Origin of the sequence: Peptidiphaga gingivicola, assembly GCF_001652275.1 — a bacterium.
In the GTDB taxonomy this organism is placed as follows: Bacteria; Actinomycetota; Actinomycetes; order Actinomycetales; family Actinomycetaceae; genus Peptidiphaga; species Peptidiphaga gingivicola.
Genome location: NZ_LVZK01000001.1, coordinates 1,672,125 through 1,692,039 on the forward strand (window position 1 = coordinate 1,672,125; position 19,915 = coordinate 1,692,039).

General features: G+C 64.7%; 12 protein-coding genes. 10 read left to right on the forward strand and 2 right to left on the reverse strand.

The annotated features are described in order from the left end of the window. Positions 1 to 30 precede the first annotated feature (30 nt). Positions 31 to 939: an SGNH/GDSL hydrolase family protein gene (locus A4H34_RS06980; protein WP_064231493.1), complete on the forward strand. Its 909-nt coding sequence runs from the start codon at positions 31 to 33 to the stop codon at positions 937 to 939. 60 nt (positions 940 to 999) lie between these two features. On the opposite strand, the gene A4H34_RS11400 is transcribed toward A4H34_RS06980, so the two are convergent. Continuing rightward, a complete protein-coding gene (locus A4H34_RS11400) occupies positions 1,000 to 1,962 on the reverse strand; it encodes a LuxR C-terminal-related transcriptional regulator (protein WP_064231727.1) in 963 nt (320 codons plus the stop codon). Between the two features lie 300 nt (positions 1,963 to 2,262). Between A4H34_RS11400 and argF the strand changes: the two genes are divergently transcribed. From argF to A4H34_RS07035, 9 genes are all read left to right on the forward strand, one after another. Continuing rightward, positions 2,263 to 3,258 carry an ornithine carbamoyltransferase gene (argF, locus tag A4H34_RS06990; RefSeq protein WP_064231494.1) on the forward strand — a complete coding sequence of 332 codons (996 nt, stop codon included), beginning with the start codon at positions 2,263 to 2,265 and terminating at the stop codon, positions 3,256 to 3,258. A gap of 74 nt (positions 3,259 to 3,332) precedes the next feature. Then, entirely contained in the window at positions 3,333 to 4,274 is a 942-nt protein-coding gene (gene arcC / locus A4H34_RS06995; protein ID WP_064231495.1) for a carbamate kinase, read from the forward strand. A gap of 140 nt (positions 4,275 to 4,414) precedes the next feature. Further along, on the forward strand, positions 4,415 to 5,980 hold the full coding sequence (locus A4H34_RS07000; protein WP_009198812.1) for a YfcC family protein: 1,566 nt from the start codon (positions 4,415 to 4,417) through the stop codon (positions 5,978 to 5,980). Positions 5,981 to 6,211: 231 nt separating this feature from the next. Next, a complete protein-coding gene (gene pheS, locus A4H34_RS07005) occupies positions 6,212 to 7,348 on the forward strand; it encodes a phenylalanine--tRNA ligase subunit alpha (protein ID WP_009198811.1) in 1,137 nt (378 codons plus the stop codon). A gap of 1 nt (position 7,349) precedes the next feature. Continuing rightward, positions 7,350 to 10,118, forward strand: coding sequence for a phenylalanine--tRNA ligase subunit beta (locus tag A4H34_RS07010; RefSeq protein ID WP_064231496.1), 2,769 nt, complete (start codon positions 7,350 to 7,352; stop codon positions 10,116 to 10,118). Continuing rightward, positions 10,115 to 10,900 (forward strand): SDR family NAD(P)-dependent oxidoreductase, encoded by a 786-nt coding sequence (locus A4H34_RS07015; protein WP_064231497.1) that lies wholly within the window; start codon positions 10,115 to 10,117, stop codon positions 10,898 to 10,900. The genes A4H34_RS07010 and A4H34_RS07015 overlap by 4 nt, the downstream gene beginning before the upstream one ends. A gap of 466 nt (positions 10,901 to 11,366) precedes the next feature. Continuing rightward, positions 11,367 to 14,243 (forward strand): CshA/CshB family fibrillar adhesin-related protein, encoded by a 2,877-nt coding sequence (locus A4H34_RS07025; protein ID WP_064231499.1) that lies wholly within the window; start codon positions 11,367 to 11,369, stop codon positions 14,241 to 14,243. A 94-nt stretch (positions 14,244 to 14,337) separates the two neighbouring features. Further along, a complete protein-coding gene (locus A4H34_RS07030; RefSeq protein ID WP_064231500.1) occupies positions 14,338 to 15,939 on the forward strand; it encodes a SpaH/EbpB family LPXTG-anchored major pilin in 1,602 nt (533 codons plus the stop codon). A gap of 483 nt (positions 15,940 to 16,422) precedes the next feature. Next, positions 16,423 to 17,340 carry a class C sortase gene (locus tag A4H34_RS07035; protein WP_064231501.1) on the forward strand — a complete coding sequence of 306 codons (918 nt, stop codon included), beginning with the start codon at positions 16,423 to 16,425 and terminating at the stop codon, positions 17,338 to 17,340. Between the two features lie 46 nt (positions 17,341 to 17,386). Here A4H34_RS07035 and A4H34_RS07040 read toward each other — a convergent pair whose 3' ends face one another. Further along, positions 17,387 to 19,699 (reverse strand): DEAD/DEAH box helicase, encoded by a 2,313-nt coding sequence (locus A4H34_RS07040; protein WP_064231502.1) that lies wholly within the window; start codon positions 19,697 to 19,699, stop codon positions 17,387 to 17,389. Positions 19,700 to 19,915 lie beyond the last annotated feature (216 nt).

The window sequence follows — 19,915 nt, forward strand, 5'->3', positions numbered from 1 at the left end:
GTCGACGCCGCTGAAAGCCAGGAGGAAACGATGCGTGGAAGTCGCGCCGTCAAAGCGGCGGCAACGGTGGGCGCTGCCGCGGTCTACCGAAAGATGCGCGCCCCCGTCAGGCAGAATTCGCCCTTCCGCAGGGCGTGGGAGCTCAATCTTCTTCGATCTCTGCGCGAGCTCGAGGATCTTGCGGCGGGCGCAGATTCGCGGCCGCCCGATGCGAACGGCGATCCGACCTTGCACGGCGCGGCCGCCGGCGGCAGAGCCTTGGTGGCCTCAGGCGAGGCGAAGCCTCGGCCCTTCGTCTACGCGGCGCTCGGAGATTCCGCGGCCCAAGGCCTCGGGGCCGCATCGATCGCCGAAGGGTACGTTCCAAGGGTCGCCGCGGGTCTGGAGGCGGCTCTGGGCCGCAGGGTCATCCTCCTCAACGTCTCCCTTTCGGGAGGCACAGTCGAATCCGTGCTGACGTCGCAGTTGCCGCAGCTGGCGGGCCTGCGCGCGGGCGCAGCGCGCATTGTTCCAGATCTTGTCACCCTCGACGTCGGCGGCAACGACGTCTCGCTTTCCCGCCTGAGCGTAGAAGATTTCGCCGACCTCATGGACCGCGTCTGCCGCGAGCTCCCCGGCCCCGCCGTCGTCGCGAACATACCGACGTTCAAGCCTTTGGCGAGCGCCGAGAGGGCCGCGCGGCTCTCGGCCGCAATCGACGCGGCAGCGAAAAAGCACGGATGTGGGCTGGTCGACCTCTTCGGCGTCTCCGAGGCGATGTCGACCCGCGAATACATCGTCACGCATCACGCTGCGGACATGTTTCACCCCAGCTCCGCCTGGTACGGTCGATGGGCCGAGCTGTTCATGGAGCAGATCGCGCCGGTCTTCGGCTTCGTCCCTCCCAACATGGTTGAGGTTCCCGCATGGAGCGGCGCCGCCGGCCTCCGCGTCGAGTGACCGCCTGAAGCTCCTGCCGCGTCGACCGGCCGGAAGGCGCAGTCGGATATCGCGGCTCGGTCAGATCTTGCTCCAGAAGGCCTGCGTCAGCTGCTTGCGGTTCCCCATGGACGTCTTGTGCAGGATGTTGTGGACGTGGACCTTCACCGTGGACACCGAAATGAAAAGCTCGTCGGCTATCGCCCGGTTGTCCTTGCCGTCCAGGACGAGCCGCAGCACCTCCTCTTCGCGGCGCGACAGGCCGTTGACGTTCGAGTAGCTCGCGATCGATTGGAAAACAAAAGCTTCCCGCTGGTTGGTCACGCCCGCCGGCGGATCGACGTACCTCATCCGCAGTGTTTTGTAGGCGGAGACGCATACGAACGAAGCGATGCAAAGAAGAAGGGCATTCTCGGCGAAGTTGCGCTCCGGCAGGAACGACAGATCTCCCGGGCGGCTGTTGCTGTAGTCCAGGCCGAGGATGAAGACGACGTTCCATGCCGTCGTCGCGACGGTTGCGCCGAGGACGGCAAGATAGAAACCTCTGTGACGAAGCAGGCGACGCCGCTCGCCGAGGTCGTCCGTTCTCAGGAAATGAATGAGAATCGCGATGAGCAATGCGAGTATGAAAAGCGACCTCACGCTGAAAAAGGCAAACTCGCGCCACTTGCCGACGCCCAGGAAATTGAAGGAGGCGTAGCTGACGCCCAGGAAGGAGAGGGGAATCGCCCACAGCGCCCGTTTTCTTCTGTCCAACCCGAGATATTCCCTGCACGCGCACCAGAAGAACAGGACGAGGCAGGATCCGAGCAGCGCCGATTCGACCGGCCCGTTGATCTCGTATACGGCCAGTTTTCCCGATTTTCTGCCGACGACGTCGGTTCTGAGGACCAGCGCGACGTCGAAGAAATAGACAAGGAAGGCGAACGTCGTGAACAGGTAGGGCTTTTGGCGGTTGACGAGATAGACGGAGAGGCAAACCGCGGACGCGAGTATGCTGGCCAAGAGGACGGTCAATGTGTAGTAATAGAGGGCTACTGACACTTCATCCCCTTTTCGGTTGCCGTGACGGTCTCCGTTGACGCCGTCGACAACGATTATCCCAGCATTCGCCGTAAGTTTCCATGTCCGCATCGTGGAATAAAAGTTCCGCGATGCGGAAAGTTTAGGTAGGATGTAGACGTGGAATTTAGAAATAGTCGGTTGTACGCCTCTCTTTCATACCGGCATAACTCTTGAAATGCGTCACACTTAGACGGACTATGGAGGAGCGCCGGTATCGGCGTCGCGGGGTCGGTTCCGATACCGAGCTCACCGCAACGATGCGAAAAAGAAAGGAACGACATGCCCATCAGCCTCAGCGGACGCAACTTCCTCAAGCTGCTCGACTACACGCCGGATGAGATCCGCTACCTCCTACGCTTGTCGAAGCAGTTCAAGAACCTCAAACTCGCTGGAACGCCACACAGGTACCTCGAAGGGAAGAACATCGTTCTTTTGTTTGAGAAGACCTCCACCCGCACGCGCTGCGCCTTCGAGGTCGCCGGCATGGACCTCGGCATGGGGGTCACCTACCTCGACCCGGGCAGCTCGCAGATGGGGGCGAAGGAGTCGATCGCCGACACGGCCCAGGTTCTGGGGCGAATGTACGACGGCATCGAGTACCGCGGCTTCGCCCAAAAGATCGTCGAAGAGCTTGCCGAGAACGCCGGGGTGCCCGTATGGAACGGCCTGACCACCGAGTTCCATCCAACTCAGATGATCGCGGACATGCTCACCGTCAAGGAGAACTTCCCGGGCGGCCTCAAGGGCCTGAAGTTCGTCTTCATGGGCGACGCCCGAAACAACGTGGCGAACTCGCTCATGGTCGTCTGCTCCAAGCTGGGCCTGCATTTCGTCGCCTGCGGCCCGAAGGACCTCATGCCCGAGGAGTCGCTCGTCGCCCAGTGCCGCGAGATAGCCGAAGAAACCGGCGCGGCGATCACATTGACCGACGACGTCGACGAGGCCGTCTCCGGCGCGCACGTCGTCTACACGGACATCTGGGTGTCCATGGGCGAGCCGGCCGAGCTTTGGGAGAAGCGCATCAGGCTCCTCGAACCGTACCGAGTGACCTCGCAGGTCATGGCGAAGGCCGACGCCGAGGCAATCTTCATGCATTGCCTTCCCTCATTCCACGACACGAACACGACGATCGGCGCCGACATCGCCGAGAAGTTCGGCGTGACCGAAATGGAGGTCTCCGACGAGGTCTTCAGATCTGCCAAGTCCAAGGTCATGGACGAGGCGGAAAACCGCATGCACACCATTAAGGCCGTCATGTACGCAACACTGTCGTAGCTGCATGGGGCGCCGCTGTGGCGTGAACAAACAGTCCCGGCCCCTCGCGGGCCGGCCCCTACAAAGGAGTATGAATGCAATCAGACAAGCGCATGGTCATTGCCCTCGGAGGAAACGCGCTAGGAAAGACCCCCGAGGAGCAACTCACGCTGATCGGCGCTGCCGCCGAGGCGATCGTCGACCTGATGGACGGCGGTTACAACGTCACGGTCACCCACGGAAACGGCCCCCAGGTGGGGATGATCAAGGTGGCCACTGACGTCTCCGCGGACAAGGGCGGCGGAACGCCGCTCATCCCGTTCGCCGAGTGCGGCGCGATGTCCCAGGGGTACATCGGCTATCACCTGCAGCAGGCGATCGGGAGGGAGTTGAAGAAGCGCGGGTCGGACAAACAGTGCGTCTCGGTCGTCACGCAGACCGTCGTCGACGTGCAAGATCCGGCCTTCCAGAATCCCACCAAGCCTGTCGGTGCATTCTTCAGCGAGGAGCGCGCCAAGGAACTCATGGCCGAGACCGGAAACACCTACGTGGAAGACGCCGGCCGCGGCTGGAGATGGGTCGTTCCCTCTCCCTTGCCGTCCGCGATCGTCGAGGCCGCAACGGTCAAGACGCTCATTGACGCGGGCGCCGTCGTCGTCGCCTCCGGCGGCGGCGGAATCCCAGTCATCGAAGACGGCGACGGGTACAAGGGGGTCGCTGCGGTCATCGACAAGGACCGCTCGGCCGCTCTCCTGGCTTCCGACATCGGCGCGGAGCTGCTCGTCATCCTCACGGCGGTCGACAGGGTCAGCCTGAACTACAACGCACCCAATCAGACAGACCTGGAGTCGATGACCGTCGAGGAAGCCCGCAAACACATCGACGAAGAACAGTTCGCCAAGGGGTCGATGCTCCCCAAAGTCGAGGCGTGCTTGAACTTCGTCGAGGGGGGTGAGGGGCGCAAGGCCCTCATCACCTCGCTTGTGAGGGCCAAGGACGCCCTCGCCGGACGAACTGGCACATATATAACGATGTAGCGGCGAAAAGTCCGTCGCTACACGGTGCGGGCCGGTAGACTGGCCGCCATCCGTTTGGCTGCCGGCTGACGCCTGGTTGGCCGGCGATTGGCCGGCGGCAGGCCTGCTGGGCCCGCACCGCCCATGAAGGGAACTTCATCATGTCGACGACGACAACAAACGACGTTGTGGAGACCACAACGAAAAAGAAAAGGGGAAAGTGGACGTTCCCCGGTGCATTCACCATTCTTTTCGTCCTCACCATCCTCACGGTCCTGGCGACGCACGTCGTCCAGGCCGGATCCTATTCCAAATTGGAGTACAAAGGAGACACGTTCTCCATCACCGAGCCGAGCGGCAAAGTCGACACAATGCCTGCCACGCAGGAGACTCTCGACAAACTCGGCGTGAAGATCGCCCTCAAGAAATTCGAGAGCGGGGCACTGACTAAGCCCGTCTCGGTTCCAGGAACGTACAAGGAGCTCAAAGGCCATCCGGCGGGCGTCCAAGACGTGACCAAGTCGATGGTCAAGGGCACGATCGAGGCCATCGACATCATCGTGTTCATCTTCGTCCTAGGAGGTTTGATAGGCGTCGTCAGAGCGGCAGGGGCCTTTGAATCGGGCCTCTTAGCTTTGACAAAGAAGACCAAGGGGCGCGAGTTCGCCCTGGTCTTCGCGGTGTCCGTGTTCATGGTGGTCGGCGGAACGACTTGCGGGTTGGAGGAGGAGGCCGTCGCCTTCTATCCGATCCTCTGCCCCGTCTTCATCGCCCTGGGATACGACTCGATCATATGCGTCGGGGCGATTTTCCTAGCGGGATCGATGGGAACGACGTTCTCGACCATCAACCCGTTCTCTTCGGTCATCGCCTCCAACGCCGCGGGAATTCAATTCACCGACGGCATCTGGTGGCGCGCGGCGGGCTGCCTCGTCGGCGGCGTCGTGGTGATCCTCTACCTCTACTGGTACGCCAACAAGATCAAGAAGAACCCCAAAGCCTCGCTCACTTACGAGGATCGGGAGAAGTTCAACAAGCAGTGGGCCGTCGACGTCGGCGATTCCGCCGGCGACTTCACGTGGCGCAAGAAGGTCACCCTCATCCTCTTTGTCTCGGCCTTCGTCCTCATGGTCTACGGAGTCATGCAGCTCGGCTGGTGGTTCCCCGACATGGCGGCGTCCTTCCTGGCGATCACGATCGTCATCATGTTCATCGTGACGACGGGCAAGGAGCGGCTCAAGGAAAAGCAGCTGGTCGACGCTTTCACGGACGGCGCCTCCAGCCTGGTGGGCGTTTCGCTCATCATCGGCCTGGCCCGCGGCATCAACACCATTATGAACGAGGGAAAGATTTCGGACACGCTCCTCGAAGGCGCCTCCAACCTCGTTCAGGGCATGAACGGGCCCGTGTTCATCATTATGATGATGCTCATCTTCTTCGTCCTCGGCTTCGTCGTGCCGTCTTCTTCGGGCCTGGCCGTTCTGGCCATGCCGATCATGGCGCCCCTCGGGGACTCGGTGGGAATCGAGCGCTTCATCATCGTCTGCGCCTACCAGTGGGGCCAATACGCGATGCTCTTCTTGGCGCCGACGGGCCTGGTCATGGCGACGCTGCAAATGCTCGACATGAAATTCTCGGCCTGGCTGAAGTTCGTATGGCCGATGGTGGTCTTCGTCCTCGGCTTCGGCGGGGTCATGCTCGTCACGCAGGTGCTCGTGTACTCATAGGGCCGCCGAATCTAAGGCGGCCGCGATTTGAGAGCGGGGCCTGCCGCCTTTGCGGCTCCGTCTCGGCATTCGGTACGGACAGGTGAGAAGCGGGGGCGGAGGGGACGTCCCCTCCGCCCCCGCTTTCCCTGCGTTATAGAGGAAACGCCGCCAGCTTTGCCGTGCGGGCCGCGTGAACGCCGGGGGAGGCGTGACGTACAATCTTCAGCGGAAACCTAGGGAAAGGCACTCATGTCCACACAAGCTCTCAGCCCGTTGGACGAGGCAGGCGTCGCCGCGGCCGTCGAGGCGGCCCGGCGGGCGTTCGCCGAAGCGTCCACGCTCGAGGAGCTCAAATCGGCCCGGCTCGCCCATTCCGGCGACGCCGCTCCCGTCACCCAGGCGAACGCTCTCATCAAGGGATTGGACAAGGCGGACAAGCCTGTGGCGGGCAAGCTCATGGGCGCGGCGCGCAAACAGATTCAGGCCGCGTTGGCCGAGGCGACGGCCAGACTCGAGGCCGAAGAGGCCGCGGCCGCTCTGGAAAGGGAGAAAGTCGACGTCACCGTCCCCACGCGCCGCAATCCGCGGGGGGCCCGCCATCCGCTCACCGTGCTCGTAGAGGACGTCGCCGACTTTTTCATCGGCATGGGATGGGAGATCGCCGAGGGCCCCGAGGTTGAGCACGAGTGGTTCAATTTCGACGCCCTGAACTTCGGACCCGACCATCCGGCTCGCCAGATGCAGGACACCTTCTACGTTTCGGGCGTCCAGACCGTCGAAGGCGCAGCGGCCGATGTCGCGGGCGCCCCGGACGCGGGTGCGGCTGACGGGACGGGTGACGTCGAAGCCCAACCCGGCCTCGTGCTGCGCACGCACACGTCGCCCGTGCAGGGGCGCGAGATGCTCGAGCGCGGCGCCCCGCTGTACATCGCCTGCCCGGGCAAGGTCTTTCGAACAGATGCGCTGGACGCGACGCACACCCCCGTCTTCCACCAGGTGGAGGGCTTGGCCGTGGACAAAGGCCTGACGATGGCCCACCTCAAGGGCACGCTTGACCATTTCGCCCGGGCAATGTTCGGCCCCGAGGCCAAAACGCGCCTGCGGCCCTCGTTTTTCCCGTTCACCGAGCCGAGCGCAGAGATGGACCTGTGGTTCCCGCAAAAGAAGGGAGGCGCCGGGTGGATCGAATGGGGAGGCTGCGGCATGGTCAACCCGGAGGTTCTGCGCAACGCCGGGATCGACCCCGACGAATACACCGGCTTCGCCTTCGGCATGGGCTTGGAGCGCACCCTCATGTTCCGCCACGGAATCGCCGACATGCGCGACATGGTCGAGGGAGACGTGCGCTTCTCCCTCCAGTTCGGAACCACAGGAAGGGGCAGTTGAGATGCCGCTCGTACCCACGCAATGGCTCGCCGAGCACGTTGAGATTCCCGAGGGCCTGACGGCTCAGGAACTGGCTGCGGCGCTCGTCAAAGTCGGCCTGGAAGAGGAGACGATCCACTCGGCGGAGGTGACTGGGCCCGTCGTCGTCGGCAAAGTGCTTGCCCGCAGCCCCGAAAAGCAGAAGAACGGCAAGGTCGTCAACTACTGCCGGGTCGACGTCGGCGAGCACAACGACGCCCCCGGAACAGGCAAGGAGCCGAGTGACCTTCCCTCGCGCGGAATCATCTGCGGCGCGCACAACTTCGACGTCGGCGACTACGTGGTCGTCTCGCTGCCCGGGGCGGTTCTTCCCGGAGGATTCGCCATCTCGGCGCGCAAAACGTACGGGCATCTTTCCGACGGGATGATCTGTTCGGCGCTCGAGCTCGGGCTGGGCGAGGACCACGACGGAATCATCGGCCTCGCCGCCGCGGGCGACGACGAGGCCGTCAAGAAGCTTCCCGGCGTCGGCTGCGACGTTCTGCCCTACCTAGGAATCGGCGGGGAGACGCTGGAAATCAACATCACCCCCGACCGCGGATATTGTTTCTCCATGCGGGGCGTGGCGCGGGAGTATCACCATTCGACTGGCGGCGCGTTCACCGACCGGGGACTGCCCGAAAGCCGTCAAAACTTCCTCGATCCCGGGGAAACCGCGGATTCGATCCCTTCGGACACGGAGAACGGATTCGCCGTCGAGGTGCGCGACGGCTCCCCGATCCACGGCAACGTCGGATGCGACCGCTTCGTCACGCGCATCGTCAGGGGGATCGACCCGAAGGCCGAGAGCCCCAAGTGGCTGCGCGACAGATTGACGGCCGCGGGAATGCGGCCGATTTCCCTGGCCGTGGACGCGACGAACTACGTCATGCTCGACCTCGGCCAGCCTCTGCACGCCTACGACCTCGACAAAATGCGCGGGCCGATCGTCGTTCGCCGCGCGAGGGCGGGGGAGAGGCACACGACGCTCGACGACGTCGAACGCACCCTCGACCCCGAGGACCTTCTCATCACCGACGACGGCGCCGAGCGCGTCCTTGGAATAGCCGGCGTCATGGGTGGCGCGGACACCGAGATCACAGACGAAACCGTCAACGTGCTAATCGAGGCCGCGCATTTCGATCCGGTCTCCATCGCGAGGTCGGCCCGCCGCCACAAGCTGGCGAGCGAGGCGTCCAAGCGCTTCGAACGCGGCGCCGACCCCGAACTGCCGCCGGTGGCCGCCCAGAATGTGGTGGATTTGCTCGTCAAGTACGGCGGAGGCACGGTCGGCGACGAGGTTTTCGACCTGCGGAATTTCCCTGCGCCCGAAGCGCAAGATTTCCGGCTGTCGGAGGTGGAGCGGCTGACCGGACTTGACCTTTCCGACGAGCGCATCATTGACGTCCTTAGGGAGATCGGCTGCGAGGTCGAAGTCCTCGGGGACGGAGCCTCCGGCGCATCTGGCGAATCGAACGCCGACCGCCCTGCGCCCGCGGGCAATGGCTCTGGCGGTGGCTCTGGCGCCGCCGAAGAATCCGATGCTGAAGAACTTATCGCCGAAAAATCTAAGAACGGCGCTTCGACGGGCGGGGAGAAGACAGTGCGGGTCACGCCGCCGACGTGGCGGCCCGATCTTATCGGCCCCGCCCATTTCGTCGAGGAGGTTGCCCGGCTCGTCGGCTACGACGAGATTCCCGTTCGGCTGCCCCGCGCGAACGTGGGCCGCGGGATCACGGCGGTTCAGCGGGCGCGGCGGGACGCGGCGCGGACCCTCGCCGAGCAGGGCTGGGTCCAAGTGCTATCCTATCCGTTCATCTCGGCGGACGCGCTCGAACGGCAGGGAATCGCCGCGGGCGACGAGCGCCGTCGTCTGCTCCGCCTCGCCAATCCGCTGCAGGAGGATGCGCCGTACCTGCGCAGCTCGATCCTCGATTCCCTGCTGGAGACCGCCCGCCTGAACGTCTCCCGCTCCAATCCGTCCGTCGCGGTTTTCGAGCAGGGGCTCGTCACACGGCCCGAAAACCTCGTTCCCGCCGCCCCGGCGGGCGTCGGCGCACGGCCGAGCGACGACGAATTGAAAGCCCTCCACTGCGCGATCCCCTCCCAGCCGCATCACGTCGCCGGCGTCGCCTGCGGTCCGAAGGCGCCGGCCGCCTACGGCTACGCGCCCGAACCTTGGGACTGGAGGGACGCGATTGAGGCAGCCTTCAGCGTCGCAGCCTGCGCCGGGGTCGACGCGGTTGCCGAAGCGGCCGAGTGCGCGCCCTGGCATCCCGGCCGGTGCGCACGCATCCAGTCGAAAGACGGGCGGACCGTCGGCTACGCCGGCGAACTCGCGCCCGCCGTGTGCAAGGCGTGGGGGCTGCCAGCCCGATCGGTCGCCTTCGAAGTCGACATGGACGCTCTCACGGGCGCAGAGAGCGGCAAGGCGACGTCGAGCCTCGCGCCGCTCGAGGTGAAGCCGGTGACCACCGCCCCGGCGGCGAAAGAGGACATCGCCCTCGTCGTCGACTCCGACGTCACGGCCGCTCAGGTCGAGAACGTCATACGCAAGGCCGCCGGAGACTTGCTCGAAAGCGCGGTGCTCTTCGACGTCTACACGGGCGACCAAGTGGGCAAGGGCAAGAAATCTCTCGCTTTCGCGCTTCGCTTCCGAAGCGATCACACCTTGACCGCCGAAGAGACGGCGGGCGTTCGCAAGCGCATCGTCAAGGCGGCGCGCAAGAGCGGGGCGGAGCTGAGAGCGTGAGGGCGAGCGAACGGATCCTCGTCACCGGGGCTTCCCGGGGCATCGGCCGCGCCCTCGCCGAGGGGCTGGCCGCCCCCGGCCGCAAGCTCGTGCTCGTGGCGCGAAAGGTTCCGGACCTCACGGCGGCCGCGGGCGAATGCGAGGCTCGCGGCGCGCGGGTGTGCACGGTGGGGGCCGACCTATCCAAGGTGCGAGACGTCGAAGCGATGCTCGACGTCGTCCTCGCCGACGGCCCTGTCGACATGGTCGTCAACTGCGCGGGCGTCTTCGGCGGCGAGGCCCTTCCGTGGGAAGCCGACCCGCAGGAGTGGTGGCGCACGCAGCAGGTCAACGTGCGCGCGCCCTTTCTCATCCAGCGCAGGGCCGTCCCCGCAATGATCGAGGCCGGCGGCGGGCGCATCCTCGACATTTCCTCCGGCGCAGCGGTCAAGGACAATGCGGAGGCATCGGGATACTGCGTCTCGAAGACGGCGCTCATGCGGCTGGGCGGCTGCCTGGCCGAGGCCGGCCGCGAACGCGGGATAGCCGTCTTGGAGCTCGCTCCCGGAGTCGTTCGCACGGATATGACGGCGGGCATGGCGATGCATGCCGGGCGCACGGAATGGACCGACGTCGCCCTCTCCGTCGAGATAGCCGCGGCTTTCGCCGACGGCCTTCTTGACGGACTTTCCGGCTGTCAGGTGCGGGCGGGAACCGACGATCTCGCCGACCTCGTCGAGCTCTCCAGGCGCGGCGCCGGTTCGAACGAGCGGCGGCTGCGCCGCACCGAATTTTCCGGTTGACGGTCCCTCACTGTCGGCGTTTTCAAGCCTGCGGACCGTTCGCCGATCTCGCGTTGCGGTAGGCGGCTGGCTTCGGCGCGCGGCGCCTGGACGCGTCGCCCGCAGTCGGTTTGCGACGACGGCGGGCCGATCGTGAATCATCCCGCGGTAGGTTAAGGTCTCCGTCGAAAGTATTGCATTTTTCTGACCTAGGGTATGAGAAATCGGCGGCAAAACCGAAATTTCTCGGAATAGACTGTTGCGCGTCAGGCCTCATTGTGGGCGATCTGCGTCTCTCACCGCACGCGTTCGCTCGGCATGAGGCGAAGCAAATCGAGGCAGGCTGCGGTTGTGTAGCGTGTCTTGACGCCGAAATATGACATTTTGCCGTCAATACCGGGAAAGATGTGCAATGAAGAAAGTCCGTGCGTCTTCACGACGTAAAAACACCTTGTCGCGCCGTAAAAAACTGCATGCGCTCGCCGCAATGGGATGCGGTTTTTCTTTAGTATTCAACTCTGTCTTTTCGCAAGGCGGCGTCGAGGAGGCCAAGGCGGACATCGTCGAACAGTCGTCGATCCTTCCGGCAGTCTTTGCAACCGGCGGTTCGGGCCGATACGTCGATTCGATTCAGTGGCTCCAATGGGCGGACTACTCGAAGTTTCAGAACAACCCGACTCCTAACGTCCCCGTGCTCAACTACGGGCAGACGAAGAACTTCGTCAACAAACGCGACTTGGGCGACGCCGGCGAACTCATCACCACCTGTCAGCTGTCCAATTACAAGCACCTCGGGCATCCGAGCGACGTTTCCGACCAGCAGGCCAGGGGCCCCCTCGTCGCGACGATTCCCGGCGCGTGGGCCGGCGACGCCCTCGACAACCTCTACAACATCGGCGGCCCGGGCCAATGGAAAGACGGCAGCGCCGAGTGGCACGAGGGGCTGACCTATCCCGCCGACTACGTCAACAAGAACCAGATGGCCATCGGCTTGGCCAACGGATACGCCTACAACGGCAGCAATACGTGGGACGGCAAAAAGTGGGGGACCCCCGGCTCGAGCACCGAGCCCACCGGCTACGCGGCCCGCGTGAGCGTCGACTACTCCTGCAAGGTCGAGCTGCACACCCCGGGAGGCGCGGTCAAGCAGGTGCCCGTCCAGGGGCTTGTCTTCGCCGACGCCGAGGCCTCGTCCAGGCGGTACGGAATCAAGAGCTGGGCCGCGAACGAGTGGGCGGACGAATGGGTCCAGGCCAGCACCGACCAGAACGTCCGCTGGCGCGTGCTCGACACGCTGCGTTCGAAGACGTGCGTCTCGAAGGCTACCGGCAAGTTGGTGACGACCGACGCCGAGATGTCAAACGGCGGCAAGACGCTGCGGCTCATGCCCTCCGACGAGGAATGCGTCTACCAAAGGGGCGCGGGAGGGAAAAACGGAAGCTACACCCAGCCCAACGGCCTGGGCGGTCCCGACGCGGTCATGTTCATGGAAGGCGTGACCAAGGCGACGATCACCCTGCAGGGCTCCGGCTACTCCGCCGTCGCGCTTGGACTCATCGTCGCCACGGACTTCGGCGACGCGCCGAAATCATACGGCTACGCCGGATCGACCTTCCAGCCGACGTGGAAGGGCGGAGAGGTTCCCAAGGCCGGCAGCACCGATCTTTTCGCCTTGAACCCGCAGGCGAATATGTCGATGGACCAGGGCGCCCCGCGCCTCGGCGAGCATATCGACGCCGAGGGCTACCAGAAGTTCAGCGACGACGCCCAGGGCGACGACAAGAACGGCCTGTTCGACGACGAAGACGGAATCGACACGACCAAGTGGGACGGTGGAATCCGAACGTTCCCCGGTGCCACCCATTCGGAAACGGTCAAATGCGCCGGCGTCGGCAAAGCCGCGGGATGGATCGACTGGAACAACAACGGAACGTTCGATTCCCAGGAAAAGAGCGGCGAAGTCCCCTGCACGGCGGGCGAGGCGAAACTGACCTGGAAGGTGCCGAACGACGTCACAAACTCCGTGCGAAGCGTCGACGGCGAGCAGGGCTCGCATCCCGACAGCTACATGCGCGTGCGCATCACGAACGACAACGGCGGCAACAACCAGAAGCCCACCGGCATAACCACCACGGGCGAAGTCGAGGACTACAAGGTTTCGATCCGCGTTCCCACGCTCCAGCTGACGAAGAAGGTCGACGGATCCTACGCGAGCAGCGAGGTTCCGGCGCTCGGCGCCGATCAGTGGACGCTTGAGGGCAAGGCCTCCGACGTCGTGATCTCCGGCAAGGGCAAAACCGGAAACGCCAAGGGAAATCCGCAAAGCATGCGGCAGGGGCCGGTCGCCCTTTCCGAGACTTCGACCAACCCTGCGTCCGCCGGTTACGAGAGCGGCCAATGGACGTGCTCGGAGACTCCGGGCACGAAGGGCGAGAGGTATTCGTCGCAGGTAGGCCCGACGACCGGAGGAAAGGCCACGCTCACGCTCAACCGGCAGGACAGGGTGAGCTGCGAAATCACGAACAAATCCAAGCCCGGATCGCTCGTGTGGGGCAAAGTGAGCTCCGTCGACAAGGCGCCCCTCGGCGGCTCCCAGTGGACCGTTTCGGGCCCTAGCTTCCCGGGCGGCGCGACCGTGGCCGACTGCGTAAGCGACGGCGCGTGCGCGGGGCCTGACAAGGACCCCGCAAAGGGCAAGTTCAAGCTCGCCGATCTCAAATGGGGAACCTACACCTTGAAGGAGGCCAAGGCGCCCGAAGGCTACGTGCCGACGGACAAGACCTTCGTCTTCGACAAGATAACGCCGACCAACCTGACAGCGAGGCTTCAGGATTCCGGAGACGTAGCCGATCAGATCGTTGACAATGCCATCGTCAACGAACCCTACAAGGGGACGGTCTCGTGGAAGAAGGCCGACGAGACCGGCAAAGCCCTGGCCGGCTCGGAATGGAAGCTGACAGGCCCGGAGATTCCCGCCGACACGGTTGTCGAGGACTGCGTGAAGGCCACGGCCGCGCAGTGCACGGGCGGAAAATACAAGGACGTCGATCCGCTTCCCGGATCGTTCAAGGTCGAGAACATCGGCCTGGGGTCCTTCAAGCTGACGGAATCGGCAGCCCCCGCCGGGTACAAGCTGAGCACGGCAGCCCACGCCTTTGCGATCTCCCCGGCTGCGCTCAACCATGTCTTTTCCGCCGCCTTCGTCAACGAGAAGGCCGACGTTCCTTCGCTGCCGCTGACCGGAGGGGCGAGCGCGGACTCCTTCCTTCTGTGGGGCGGAGGCCTCCTGGCGCTAGCGGGCGTCGGCGCGTTCGTTCGGCGGAAGATCCGACGCGGGAGAGGAGAAACGCCGCCTCGCCGATAGACCTGCAGATGATCTAGATCCTGCACACCCAGTTTTTCAACAGACCCGAGTCCGACCGATACGCGTCGGTCTCATCAGAAAAGGAAACAACCAGATGAGCACACACACTCAATCCGCCAGGCGGCGTGCGAGTGCCGTGGTCGGAGCGCTGGCTTTGGGCATCGCCGGCCTCGCAGGCGCAAGCGCAGCCTTCGCCGACCAAGGCAACATCGATCCCAACGCCACCGGATCGATTGTCATTCACAAACACGAGGCCGGCTCGCAGAAAGCCGACGGCACCGCCGACGGCCAGACCGACACCCAGGGGGGCGCCGGCGTCGCGGGAGTCACCTTCACGGCCTTCCCGATTTCCAACCTCGACCTCAAGACCCAGGCCGATTGGAACAACCTCAAGAACTGGAACATTCCCGCCGACGCCTGCGGCACGGATTTCAACACGCCGAAGCTCACGCTGCCCAGCGGCGCGGCGGCTGCGTTCGACGCCGGGAAGGTCAGCAGCCCCACGAACGGCCAAGGGGTGACGACGATCGGCAACCTGCCGGTCAAGGCTTACCTCGTATGTGAGACCAAGGCCCCGAGCACCGTCAAGAAGAAGGCAGCGCCCTTCCTCGTGACGATTCCGTTCCCGAACAACGCGGCCAACACCGCCCACGCCGACGGGAACTGGCTCTACAACGTCAACGTCTACCCGAAGAACACCGTCGTGGTCGCACCCACCAAGGGCGTCGAGGTCTCGAAGAACGGCATCAAGACGGCCGATCAGGTCACCTTCCCGGTGACGGCGAAGATCCCGAGCATCGCCGCGACGGACAGCTTCAAGCACTTCGTCGTCTCCGATCCCCTCGATTCCAACCTCGAGGGAGGCAAGGTCGCTTCTGTGAAGATCAAGGGGCAGGCCGTCGACCCGTCCTATTACGTCGCCACCGGCGGGCAGAATCCCAGCGTCGGCTTCACCAAGGCAGGCCTGGCTTACCTTCGGACGGTCCCGAACGAGACGATTGAGGTCGTCTTCAGCGCCAAGGTCAAGACCGTTCCCGCGGGCGGAGTCATCGAGAACGTCGCCAACCTGTACATCGACGTGGTTCCGGGGTCGACCCCGCCGGACAATCCGCCGACGACTCCTCCGAGCGAACCCCCCACGCCTACGAACAAGGTCGTCACCTCGTGGGGAGACATCGCGATCAACAAGACCGACGCCGACAACGAGAAGACGCTCGCCGGCGCGAAGTTCAAGGTCTACAACGCGGCTGACCCCTACGCGGCCTCCTGCGAGAGCGCCGTCAAGAGCGGCGACCCGATTTCCATCGGCGGGGAGGACACCTTCGTCTCCGCGGCCAACGGCGTCGTCTCCATCGAGGGCCTGTTCGTCGACAAGAAGCAGGGCGCCCCGGACGCCCAGGCCGTCACTCCGGATCACAGCCAGCGCTGCTACGTGATCGAAGAGATCGAGGCGCCCGCCGGCTATACGCTTCCCTCCGGAGGCAAGGAGTTCACCGGAATCACAGTCAAGGCCGGAAAGACGACGTCGGCCGCGGTGACCGTGAAGAACTCCAAGCAGGATGTGCCCGGCCTGCCACTGACCGGTGCGGCAGGCAAGCTCATCATGATGCTGGCCGGCGCCACCCTCGTGGCCATCGCACTCGGCTCCGTGTTTGTGGCCCGTTCGCGCCGCAAGCGTCAGACGGCAGCCCTGTGACTCCGCGGGACGCCGCGTCCGCCCACGAACTTGCGGGCGACGCCGGCGTCCTTGCGCGGGGGCGTGTGCCGTTCCGCGCGGCGCACGCAACCCGCGCACGTGCGAGCGGCAACGCGCGGATGCGCGCGCAGAGCGTCTGATCCAAATGCAGGCGGCGCCCGCTGAGCCGATATGGATATGGCAACGCGGGCGGCCTCTCGTCGAAACGCACACGGTGTGGCGGGGGAGTGAAGGCTTCCCCGCCACAATTGCGCTCTCGTACAAACTCTCTCGTGGCAAACTCTTCGCGGAAAACGGGTTCGCGCCGAAGGCTCCTCCCTAAATGCGCTCGCGCGAACTCACTTGTACATAGCGCCCTCGAACATAACTTTTGGACCAAATTTTCTATACAACCGGTTTTCGCACGAAACGCCCTCTTGCAAAGCGTTTCTGCACAGGAAGCAAGACCCGTGCGGCAAGCTGGGCGCGGCCAAGGAAGAGAATATGACATTCAAGCGATCACGCCGCAATCGCGGGCGAAAAGGCAAGTGGAAGCTCGCGCCGTCGGCCCTGGTTCCCGCACTCATCGGGGTGCTCGGCCTGAGCATCTTCCTCTATCCGCAGGCGGCCAGCTGGGTCTCTCAGCTCAATCAGTCGAAGGTCGTCGACAATTACGAGAGGCAGGTCAACCGGGCCCATCCTTCGGCCGCCGAGCAGATCAAACAGGCCCATGCGTACAATGCGGCCCTGAACGCGGGGGCCGTGTACAAAGCGGACACGAACGTTCCGACCGGGGCCGGCAAGAGCTCAAACGGCAAACTTGATTACAACGCCATTCTTCGTACCGACGAATCGGGCCTGATGGCGCGGCTGAAGATCCCCGCGATCGACGTCGACCTCCCCGTCTACCACGGGACGTCGGACGCCACCCTTCTCCAGGGGGCGGGGCACCTCGAAGGAACCTCTCTTCCGGTCGGAGGCTCGGGAACCCGATCGGTGATCACCGCTCATCGCGGGCTTGCCAACGCCACCATGTTCACGAACCTCGACCGGGTCAAGATCGGCGACACCTTCACCATCGAGGTGTTCGGCAAGGTGCTCGCCTACAAGGTGACGGAGACAAAGGTAGTTGAGCCGACCGAGACCGAATCGTTGCGCCCGGTCCCCGGCAAAGACCTCGTCACCCTCGTGACGTGCACGCCCCTGGGCATCAACACCCATCGCATTCTCGTCACGGCCGAGCGGATCGAGCCGACCCCCGCCAAGGATCTGGCCAACGCGCATGCGACGTCTGACCTGCCTCGTTTCCCGTGGTGGGCAGTTTGGCTCTGCACCGGCCTGCTCGTCGCGGCTGTGTACGTGTGGCGGTCGGGGTACCTGGACAGGACGCGCTCGGCGAAGGACCCCGCGCCTACGGCTTAGCCGACCGGACAGACCGGCCTTGCCTGTGCCCAAAGCACAGGCCGCCTTACCTGTTCCCGCGGCCCGCGCGGCCGCGACGGTCGTGCTTGAAGCCGCGCTCGTCGCGGGTGGTGCGGTCGTATCGCGACCCTCGATCGCCGCGGCTGCGGCCGCGGTCGGAATAGTCGGAGTCCCGGCGCGGGCGGCCCCGTCCGGCGTCGTCGCGGAAGCCTCCCGGGCCGCGGTCCTCGCTGATCTTCAGAGCCCTGCCCGAAACTCGGGCCTGAGAAATGCGTTTGCGCGCCTCGGGGGAGAGCGGAACTCCGATCTCGACGAGGGAGAAGGTCGGAAAAATATCGATGTGGCCCAGATCGGAGCCGCTGAGCCCGCCTTCGTGCGTGAGCGCGCCGACGATGGCGCCGGGCTTGACCCGGTCTTTGTGTCCGACCTCCACCCTGTAGCGAACGGAGTTCTTCATCTGGCGGCGCGGCTGACGCTCCTTTCGGGGACGCCCCTCGCGCTCCGAGCCGAAATCCTCCGTAAGACGCTCGGGCTCTTCGCCCGCCACCGGGCCGGGGTCGCGCACGGCGAGGGCCAGGAGCGCCATCGTCAGGGTTTCGAGGCTCACCGGACCGGCCTGCGCGTGCGAATCGCGCTGTGAGCCGGAATCTGAGCGCGGATGCGAGTCAAGCGAGTCAAGCTGCGAGTATGAATCGGAGCCGTGCTCGTGCGAGTCAAGATGCGCGCCGGAGTCGGACTGGGCGGCCGCCTTGGCTTGCTCGGCGACGAAGTCTTCGAGGATTTCCTCGTAGACCCACAGGCGCCCTTTCGCGACGCGGGCCATCGCCTGCTCCACCGTTCTGCGCGCGCGCAGCTTCGAAACCTCTGCGGGCGTGGGCAGCTCGATCTGCTCCATGCGCGAGCCCGTTTGCTTTTCGATGCGGCGCAGGCGGGGGCGCTCTTTGGGCGTGACGAACGTGATGGATTCGCCTGTGCGGCCGGCCCGCCCGGTGCGGCCGATGCGGTGGACGTACGTGTCGGTTTCGCGCGGGACGTCGAAGTTGACGACCAGCCCGATACGGTCGACGTCGAGCCCGCGCGCGGCGACGTCGGTGGCCACCAGCACGTCCAGCGTCCCGTCGCGCAGGCGCGCGACTAGCTTTTCGCGTTCTTTCTGCACGACGTCGCCTGAAAGCGCCGCCGTCGCCACGCCGCGGGCCCCAAGCTCGATGGTCAGATCCTCGGCAGTCGAGCGGGTGCGGACGAAAACGAGGGCCGCTTGGGCCTCAGTGACGGCCAAAACCCGCGCCAATGCGCCGATTTTGTGCCGCTCGGGCACTACGGCGTACATCTGCTTGACCGTCGAGACCGTGGTCGCGGGCCGCGAGATCGTCACTTCCTCGGCGTCGCTCAGGTGGCGTTCGGCCACGCGCCGAATCGGCGGCGGCATAGTCGCCGAGAAAAGCGCGGATATCCGACCCTCGGGTACTTCGGAGGCGATTTTTTCGACGTCCTCTGCGAATCCCATGCGGAGCATTTCGTCGGCCTCGTCGAGCACGAAGTAGCGGACGGCGTCCAAACGAAGGGCACCGCGGTCCATGAGGTCCATGATGCGCCCCGGGGTGCCGACCACCACCTGCGCCCCGCCCTCGAGCGCCTTGAGCTGGGGGAGATAGGAGGACCCGCCGTACACGGCGGCGACGTCGACCCCGCGCGATTTCGCCGCGAAAGACTCGATCGCCTGGGCTCCTTGCATCGCCAGCTCGCGCGTCGGGGCGAGAACAAGGGACTGGACCTCGCGCTTTTCGGGGTCGATATGAGCAAGGAGGGGAAGGGCGAAGGCTGCCGTTTTGCCCGTTCCCGTCTGGGCGACGCCGACGACGTCCTTTCCTCTCAGAAGAATCGGGATGGCCGCGGCTTGAATCGCGGTGGGCGCCGAAAAGCCGAGCTCCTTCACCGCGGAGAGGAGGTCTTCGGGCAGCCCGAGGTCGTCGAAAAGGACGTCGCTGGAATTGACGTCGTCGGATTTCTTGGGCGTGGCGTCGTTTCCAAGTCCGACGGCGTCGCTCTGGTTCTGGCCGTTGCCGCTCTCGTGCGGGACCTCGCCGTTTTGGCGCGAAGCGCCGCGGTTTCGGCTCTGGCCGTTGTCGCCCTCGGGGGAGGCGCCGGCGCCCTCGTGCTGGCTGTTGCCGTCTTTACGATCGGGGGCGTCGTGGTCCGCGGCGTCTTCTTTGACTGCTGAGGCGCCGGAGCCCTCGTCGCCGTTATACGCAAAGAGGTCGTCGATGCTTTCATCGCTCCGGAATGGGAAGGCGTCGTTGCGCGGTGCAAGGGCGTCGTCGGTTCCCTCGTCGAGCGAGGGCGCATTGTATTCGGTCATGTTCACCTGTCAGTTGTCCAGCGCGCGCCACGAAACCTGATAACACCGCGCGCTCGCCTAGCAACCGGCAGGCGAAAAGCTGGGGCGACGATGCGCCTAGAGGAGTCTAGTCCTTCAAGCGTGAAATGTTTGTTTTTGCGAGGGTGAGATGTGGCACGGACCCGCAGGCACCCGGGATGTCCCGATGCGATCGCCCGCCGCGACGGAGGCTTCGTC